This window comes from Thermus sp., assembly GCF_056332225.1.
The window spans coordinates 24,150-31,272 of sequence record NZ_JBWGQW010000012.1 but is presented as its reverse complement, the minus strand read 5'-3'; the positions used below and the strand labels follow the sequence as shown (position 1 = coordinate 31,272).

Annotated in this window: 8 protein-coding genes and 1 pseudogene; 4 read left to right on the top strand and 5 right to left on the bottom strand. The window is 70.7% G+C overall.

Annotation, left to right across the window (positions count from 1 at the left end):
• Both AC01Y6_RS04075 and truD read left to right on the top strand, forming a co-directional pair.
• Positions 1-333, top strand: a pseudogene (locus tag AC01Y6_RS04075) (hypothetical protein); the annotation flags it as partial.
• Positions 334-347: 14 nt separating this feature from the next.
• Positions 348-1,397, top strand: coding sequence for a tRNA pseudouridine(13) synthase TruD (truD, locus tag AC01Y6_RS04070; protein WP_476670345.1), 1,050 nt, complete (start codon positions 348-350; stop codon positions 1,395-1,397).
• Between the two features lie 63 nt (positions 1,398-1,460).
• Here truD and AC01Y6_RS04065 read toward each other — a convergent pair whose 3' ends face one another.
• The 3 genes from AC01Y6_RS04065 to AC01Y6_RS04055 are packed head-to-tail and all read right to left on the bottom strand — an operon-like array spanning position 1,461 to position 2,919.
• Positions 1,461-1,901, bottom strand: a complete 441-nt coding sequence (locus AC01Y6_RS04065; RefSeq protein ID WP_428716986.1) for a hypothetical protein — start codon at positions 1,899-1,901, stop codon at positions 1,461-1,463.
• Positions 1,902-1,927: 26 nt separating this feature from the next.
• Positions 1,928-2,290 (bottom strand): alpha/beta fold hydrolase, encoded by a 363-nt coding sequence (locus AC01Y6_RS04060; RefSeq protein WP_428721965.1) that lies wholly within the window; start codon positions 2,288-2,290, stop codon positions 1,928-1,930.
• Positions 2,287-2,919 carry an alpha/beta fold hydrolase gene (locus AC01Y6_RS04055; RefSeq protein WP_476670344.1) on the bottom strand — a complete coding sequence of 211 codons (633 nt, stop codon included), beginning with the start codon at positions 2,917-2,919 and terminating at the stop codon, positions 2,287-2,289. Before AC01Y6_RS04055 ends, AC01Y6_RS04060 begins: the two co-directional genes overlap by 4 nt.
• A gap of 21 nt (positions 2,920-2,940) precedes the next feature.
• Between AC01Y6_RS04055 and AC01Y6_RS04050 the strand changes: the two genes are divergently transcribed.
• Entirely contained in the window at positions 2,941-3,354 is a 414-nt protein-coding gene (locus tag AC01Y6_RS04050; protein ID WP_476670343.1) for a PaaI family thioesterase, read from the top strand.
• On the opposite strand, the gene AC01Y6_RS04045 is transcribed toward AC01Y6_RS04050, so the two are convergent.
• On the bottom strand, positions 3,328-4,290 hold the full coding sequence (locus AC01Y6_RS04045) for a dipeptidase (protein ID WP_476670342.1): 963 nt from the start codon (positions 4,288-4,290) through the stop codon (positions 3,328-3,330). The genes AC01Y6_RS04050 and AC01Y6_RS04045 overlap by 27 nt on opposite strands.
• Before the next feature lie 14 nt (positions 4,291-4,304).
• Here AC01Y6_RS04045 and uvrC point away from each other — a divergent pair, with 14 nt between their 5' ends.
• Positions 4,305-6,092: an excinuclease ABC subunit UvrC gene (gene uvrC, locus AC01Y6_RS04040; protein WP_476670341.1), complete on the top strand. Its 1,788-nt coding sequence runs from the start codon at positions 4,305-4,307 to the stop codon at positions 6,090-6,092.
• On the opposite strand, the gene AC01Y6_RS04035 is transcribed toward uvrC, so the two are convergent.
• A complete protein-coding gene (locus AC01Y6_RS04035; protein WP_476670340.1) occupies positions 6,064-7,104 on the bottom strand; it encodes an RCC1 domain-containing protein in 1,041 nt (346 codons plus the stop codon). The genes uvrC and AC01Y6_RS04035 overlap by 29 nt on opposite strands.
• Positions 7,105-7,123: the final 19 nt, after the last annotated feature.

Below are 7,123 nucleotides of genomic sequence, written 5' to 3'. Positions count from 1 at the left end.
GGACCTCTACGCCTCCCCGGAGGACCCCAGGCTCTGGCAGGACCTGGAGAGCGCCCTGGCCCTGGCGGCAGGGCTTTCCCCGGAGGACCCTTCGTCCACTACCGCTTCTACACCTACAGCTACGCCCTGGGCTACCTGGTGGTCCTCGCCCTCTACGGCAAGTACCGGGAGGAGGGGGAGGCCTTCGTGCCCCGGTACCTCCGGGTCCTCGAGGCCGGGGAGCGCCAAAGCCCCAAGGAGATCCTGGCGGAGGCCGGGGTGGAGCTTGGCTCCGAGGCCTTCTTCCGCTACGGCTTCGGCGTCCTGGAGTCTTGGCTCGAGGCCCTCCCCTAGGCGAGAATAGGGGGATGGACCTGGTTTACCGCCCCGAGCGCTACCCCTTCCTCACGGGGGACCTCCCCGGGGTGGGCGGGGAGATCCGGGTGGAGCGGGAGGACTTCCAGGTGGAGGAGGTCCCCGCCTACCTCCCCAAAGGGGAAGGGGAGCACCTCTACCTCTTCCTGGAGAAGGAGGGCCTGACCACCCGGGAAGTGGTGGAGTTCCTGCGGGACGCGGTGGGGGTGCCGGAGAAGGAGATCGGGGTGGCGGGCCTCAAGGACAAGCACGCCCGCACCCGGCAGTGGTTCTCCGTCCCCAGGCGGTACGAGGACGCCCTCTGCCTCCTGGAGAACCTGCAGGGGGTGAGGCTTCTTGAGGCCAGCCTCCACCCCCACAAGCTCCGCACGGGCCACCTCAAGGGAAACCGCTTCCGCGTCCTCATCCGCCGCCCCAAGGGGGGCCTCCCCGAGGCGGAGGCGGTCCTCAGGCGCCTCGCGGAGAAGGGCGTGCCCAACTACTACGGCCCCCAGCGCTTCGGCCTCGGCGGCCTCAACCCGGTGCGGGGCTACCGCTTGGTGAAGGAGGGGAAGGGCCGGGGAAGCCCCTGGCTCAAGCGCTTCCTCATCGGAAGCCTCCAGAGCCTCCTCTTCAACGACTGGGTGGCCCTCAGGCTGGAGCGGGGCCTCTTTGACCGGGTCATCCCCGGGGACTGGGCCAAGAAGCACGCCACCGGGGGGGAGTTCCTGGTGGAAGACCCGGGAGAGGCCGAGCGCGCCTTAAGGCTTGAGATCAGCGCCACGGGGCCCCTCTTCGGCAAGAAGTACCCCGAGGCCCAAGGGGAGGCGAGGGCCATGGAGGACGAGGTCCTCGCCCGCTACGGGCTCAAGCGGGAGGAGTTCAGGGCGAGGCGGGGCGCCCGGAGGCCCATCCGGGTTCCCCTCTCGGAGTGGCAGGTGGAGGAGGGCCCGGAGGGGCTTTGGCTGAGCTTCTTCCTGCCCAAGGGAAGCTACGCCACGAGCCTTCTCAGGGAGGTGATGAAAAAGGAGGTGGATGCCCCTTCGGGCGAGGAGGGGGAGTAGCCTCCCCGCTAAAGGAAAAACCCAGGGGGGACACGTCCGGCCCCCCTGGGCAAGCCTGCTCCCCTAGAAGCGGAACCCGACCTTCATCTGGGCCGCAAGCTTCCCCCCCGCAAGGCCCAGGTCCCCGCCCAAGAACACCGGGGCTTTGAGGACGGAGGCCAGATCGTATTCCGCGTCGGCCCGGAAGTAGAAGGCCAGGTTGCCGAAGTTGAAGCCCGGAACGGCCACCCCTAGCCCAGCCCCCGCCTTAAGTCCCTCGGCCACGGGGTAGAGGTAGCGGAAGAGGAAGGCCCCGTTCAGGCTACCCCCCAGGGTGTAGGCCAGGTCCAGGGCGGGGCGCACCTCCCCCACGGGGGGCTGGAAGAGGAGGCAGTACCAGGAAACCTCCACCCCGAAGCCCTGCGTGCCGCCCACCGCCGCCAAGGAGGGCCTTAGGTTCTCCAGGGAAACCTGCGCCGAGGCCAAACCCATGGCCGCCACGAGAAGGATCAGGGCTTTTCTCATACCGCACACCTCCCAGGTATATCCTATCACGATCCCAAGGCTTCTTGCAACGCCGCCCCCAAATCCTCTGCCCCAAAGACCCTATACCCCCGCTCCGCCAGGACCGCCCCCACCGCCTCCCCCACCCCCCGCACCAGGAGGGGCGGCGAGCCCAGTTGGAGCATGGCCAAAAAGCCCGCCACGTACTCGGCCAGCTCCTCCGGGGTCATGGCGGGCCCTCCGGTGCGCCCGAAGCCCGGGAGGTCCAGGAGGTAGAAGGTGTACCCCGGGGGCAGGTCCTCGGGCCACCTCGAGGCCTCCTCGGCGAGGAGGACCACCGCCGGGCCCCGGCCCACCCGGTCAAAGACCAGGTTCAGGCCGTAGAGGTGGAGGTAGCCCGCGCGCCTCATAAGGCGAGCCCCCCCGGCAGGGGCCGGAACCCCTCCCCCAGGAGGAAGCCCGAAACCAGGTCCAGGACCTCCCCCTGGGCCTCCCAGGGGGCGAGGTGCCCGGCCTCGTCCACCACGAAGCGGAGGGCCTCCCCTTTGGCGAAGTCCGCCACCTTGGCCCCGTGAAGGGGCGGGGTGAAGGCGTCCAGGGCCCCCTGGACCACGAGGACCCGGGCCTCGGTGCCCCTAAGCCAGCGCCTTTCGTCCTCCAGGGCCTCGAGGCGCCCAAGCCACCGCCAAAGCCCCGCCTCGCTCAGGCCCTCCTTCCAGGCCTCGTAGACCTCCTCGCTCCCCGCGCTCAAGGCCCCGAAGAAGAGGGCCCGGCCCACCCGGGCGAACCCCTCCACCCCGCCCCGCTCCAGGCCGAAGCGCAAGGCGCCAAGCCGCGCCGCAAGGAGCGCGTCCCGGAAGAGGACCGGGGAGAGGAGGACGAGGCTTCTCGCCCCCTCCCGGAAGGCCACCTTCAGCGCGTCCAGGGCCCCCTCGGCGAAGGCCACGAGGTGGAGCCCCTCCTCCGAGGGGAGGTCCAAGAGGAAGTCCAGCCCCGCCGGGGGGGCGAGGAGGCCGGGAAAGAGCCGGATCTCGCCCACGGCCCCTTTATACTCCAGGGCATGGAGGTCAAGGCCTTCCTGGAGCGGGAAACCTTGGACCGGACTTTGGGAATCCGCTACCTCAAGGCGGAGAAGGAAGAGGTGGTGGCGGAGCTTGAGGTGACGCCCAAGGTCCACCAGCCCTTCGGCTTCCTCCACGGGGGGGCCACGGTGGCCCTGGCGGAGAGCGTGGCGAGCGTAGGGGGGTTTCTGAACTGCCCCCCGGGGTACGCCGCCTTCGGGCTGGAGATCAACTGCAACCACATCCGCAAGAAGCGGGAAGGGACGATCCGGGCCGTGGGAAGGCCCCTCCACGTGGGCCGCACCACCCAGGTCTGGGAGGTGAAGGTCCACGACGAGGAGGGGCGCCTCCTGGCCGCAAGCCGCTGCACCCTGGCCGTGGTGCCCCTAGAACCAGCCAAGGAGCCAGCGTAGCCAGTTCCCGCCCAGAAAGCCCTCGTCCCCTAAGGCGAGGAGGTCCCGGTGCCGGTCCAGGCCTTGGGGCACGGCCTCGAGGCCAAACCCCCCGTCCCAGTCCGTGCCCAGGCCCACCCGACCCGGCCCCATCACGGCCTCGGCGTGGGCCTTGTGGCGGAGGAAGGCCTCCAGGGGAAGCCGCGGCATCCCCCTCTTCCAGGCGGGGTCCAGGAAGGCGTTGAAGGGCACGAGGCCCAAGACCCCTTCCCTCTCCGCCAGGACGCGGAGGAGCCCGTCGGAGAGGTGCCTTTCCGAGGGCACCAGGGCCCGGCAGTTGGCGTGGGTGGCGGCCACGGGGCCCCGGTAGACCTTTAGGGCCTCCCAGGCCGCCTCCTCCGCCAGGTGGGAGAGGTCCAGGGCCACGCCCAAAGCCTCCATCTCTCCAAGGAGCGCCCGCCCCGCCTCCGTGAGGGGCCCGGGCTCGGCGTTTCCCCCGGCGTAGGCGTTTTTCGTGGCCCAGGTGAGGGAGAGGAGCCTGAGGCCCCGCTTGCGCAAGGGGCGGAGGTCCTCGGGGGCTTCCAGGGCGTGGGCCCCCTCCAGGAGGAGGACGAGGCCCAAGACCCCGTCCTCGGGAAAGCGCTTTAGGTGGGCCAAAAGGTCCTCCCGCTCCCGCAGGACCCGCACCAGGCCCCTCTTCTCCCAGGCCTCGTAGAGGGCGAGCTGGGCCAGGGCCTCTTCCTCGTACGCCCCGGGGGGCACACCCTTGGGGTCCACGAAGAGGGTGGCGAAGGCCAGGGCCACCCCCGCCTCCTTTAGGCTCGGGAGGGTGACCAGGGGGGTGTCGGGGTGGGGGTCTTGGGCCCGGAGGGCCTCCAAGGGGAGGGTCAGGTCCCGACCCAAGGCGCGCGCGTTCCAGGCCAGGTCCAGGTGGGCGTCCACCAGGAAGGAAGGCACGGGGAGAGTCTACAATGGGGAGCGTGCGGGCCCAAGACCTCCCTCCCCTCCCCGAGGCCCCCGGGGTCTACCTCTGGAAGCGGGGGGAGGAGGTGCTCTACGTGGGCAAGGCCAAGAGCCTCCGCGCCCGGGTGCGAAGCTACTTCCACGCCGAGGGGAAAGCCAGGCGCATCGCCGAGGAGGCCACGGGCCTGGACTTCATCGCCACCCGGGACGAGGTGGAGGCCCTCCTCCTCGAGGCCAACCTCATCAAGGCCCACCGCCCCCCCTACAACGTCCTCCTCAAGGACGACAAGCACTACCCCTTCCTCAAGCTCACCCACGAGCCCTTCCCCACCCTCCTCGTGGTGCGGCGGGTGGAGGAGGACGGGGCCAAATACTACGGCCCCTTCCCCGAGGCGGGGGCGCTTCGCCGCATCAAGACCCTCGTAGACCGCCTCTTCCCCTTGCGCAAGAACTCGGGCTACCCCATGAAAAGGAGGCGCTACCCCTGCCTGAACTACAGCATGGGCCGCTGCCTCGCCCCCTGCGTGGGCCTGGCCGACCCCGAGGCCTACCGGGAGGTGGTGCGCCAGGTAGAGGCGGTCCTGGAGGGCCGGGTGGACGGGCTCCTTCAGGAGCTGGAGGCCAAGATGCGGGAGGCGGCGAGGAGGCTGGAGTTTGAGCGGGCGGCGGAGATCCGCGACCAGATGGAGGCCCTAAAGGCCTTCTTCTCCACGGGCCAGCAGGCCTTTGACCCGGAGATGGGGGACCTGGACTTTCTGGGGATGGCCCGCTCCGGGGCCCTCGCCGTGGTCCAGCTCTACCAGGTGCGCTCCGGGCGCATCCTCGGGCGCATCAGCCGGGTGGTGGAGAAGGAGGAGGCCACGGAGGAGGAGATCCTTTGGGCCTTCCTGCGGGACCACTACCTCGAGGCCTCCCCCCTCCCCCCCCTCATCCTCCTCCCCTTCCCCCTGGAGGACCTGGAAAGCCTCGCCGAGCTCCTCCGGCGCCGCGCCGGGCGGAAGGTGGAGCTTAGGGTGCCGAAGAAGGGGGAGAAGGCGAGGCTTTTGGAGCTCGCCGAGAAAAACGCCCGCCTCGCCCTGGAGACCGAGCTCAAGCTCCGGGAAAGGCGGGGGGAGCACCCCGCCCTCAAGGCCCTCCAGGACCTCCTGGGGCTTTCCACGCGCCCTTGGCGCATAGAGGGCTACGACGTGAGCCACCTCCAGGGCCAGGCGCGGGTCTTCTCCATGGCCGTCTTTGAAGGGGGAAGGCCCAAGCGGCAGGAGTACCGGAGGATGCGCCTCAAGGCGGGCAACGACGACTACGCCGCCATGGAGGAAGGGGTCTTCCGCCGCTACACGGGAAGCCTCAAGGACCTTCCCCTCCCCGACCTCCTCCTCATTGACGGGGGCCTGGGCCAGGTGCGGGCGGCGGAAAGGGCCCTGGAGCGGGCGGGCCTCAGGCTTCCCCTGGTGGGCCTCGCCAAGGGGGAGGAGGTCCTGGTCACGCCGGAAGGGCGGGAGCTTCGCCTACCCCTCACCCACCCGGCCCTCCAGCTCCTCATCCACCTCCGGGACGAGGCCCACCAAAACGGCCTCCGCTACCACCAGAAGCGGCGGAGCGAGGAGGCCCTCAAGGTCCTCGCGGGCATCCCCGGGATCGGGGAGAAGAGGAGGCGGCTCCTCTTGGAGCGCTACGGGGGGCTTAGGGCCCTCAAGGAGGCCCCCCTGGAGGAGCTCGCCCGGCTTCCCGGCATGAGCCTGAAGGCGGCCCGGGCCCTCAAGGAGGCCCTCAGGGAAGACGCACCCGAACCGGCCTGAGCCTCCCCTCCCGGGTGCCGTCCCCAAGCTGGCCGAAGCGGTTGTCCCCCCAGGCGAAGAGGCTTCCGTCCGAGAGGAGGGCGAGGCTGTGGGCGTCCCCCGCCCCCACCGCCACCACCCCCTCCAGACCCTCCACCCTCCGGGCCTCGAGGCGGCCCTCCCGGGTGCCGTCCCCGAGCTGGCCCTCCTCGTTCTCCCCCAGGGCGTAGACCCGGCCGTCCTCCCCCAGGACGAGGAGGTGGGCCCGGCCCGCGGCCAGGGCCTGGGCCCGGGGCAGGCCCTCCACCTTGCGGAAGGTGGCGCTGTCTAGGCCCGTGATCCAAACGCTCCCGTCCTGGAGCAAGGCCGCGCTGAAGCTCCCCCCGCCCACGGCGAGCCGCACCCTCTCCAGGACCTTCACCGGCCTCGGGCTGGACTCCACCGTGCCCGTGCCGAGCTGGCCCGAGAGGTTGCTCCCCCAGGCGTAGAGGTCCCCTCCCTCCGTCCAGGCCAGGCTGTGGAAGTACCCCGCGGCCACCCCCACCACCGGGGGCAGGCCCTCCACGGGGAGGAAGCGGTTCCGCGGCCTTCCTCCGGCCTCCCCAAGCTGCCCTTCCTCGTTGGACCCGGCGGCGTACACCCGGCCCTCGAGGCCGAGGAGGAGGCTGTGGCCGTAGCCCGCGGCCAGGGCCCGGGCGGGGAGGGAAAGGGGCACGGGCTTCCCCTTGCTGGCCCAGGTGCCGTCCCCGAGCTGGCCCTTTTCGTTGTGCCCGAACCCGAGGGCCTTCCCCTCGGGAAGCAGGACCAGGGTGTGGAGGCTCCCCACGGCCACCCCCAGGACCCCTTCCAGCACCCGAACAGGCCTCGCCCGGTTGAGGAAGGTGCCGTCCCCAAGCTGGCCGTCGTACCCCCAACCAAAGGCCCAAAGCGCCCCTGCCACCACCGCGGCGCTGTGCCCCTGGCCTCCCCCAAGAAGCCCCTGGCCCAGGGCGAGGCCCAAACCCAGAGCGAACCCCAAAAGGCGCCTTCCCATGCCCTAAGCTTAACCGGGG

Excerpts from the sequence above, each read along its gene's own strand:
- AC01Y6_RS04060 (WP_428721965.1), bottom strand. The coding sequence starts at position 2,290 with ATGAGGCGCGCGGGCTACCTCCACCTCTACGGCCTGAACCTGGTCTTT.
- AC01Y6_RS04065 (WP_428716986.1), bottom strand. The coding sequence starts at position 1,901 with ATGAGAAAAGCCCTGATCCTTCTCGTGGCGGCCATGGGTTTGGCCTCG.
- AC01Y6_RS04035 (WP_476670340.1), bottom strand. The coding sequence starts at position 7,104 with ATGGGAAGGCGCCTTTTGGGGTTCGCTCTGGGTTTGGGCCTCGCCCTG.
- uvrC (WP_476670341.1), top strand. The coding sequence starts at position 4,305 with ATGGGGAGCGTGCGGGCCCAAGACCTCCCTCCCCTCCCCGAGGCCCCC.
- truD (WP_476670345.1), top strand. The coding sequence starts at position 348 with ATGGACCTGGTTTACCGCCCCGAGCGCTACCCCTTCCTCACGGGGGAC.
- AC01Y6_RS04050 (WP_476670343.1), top strand. The coding sequence starts at position 2,941 with ATGGAGGTCAAGGCCTTCCTGGAGCGGGAAACCTTGGACCGGACTTTG.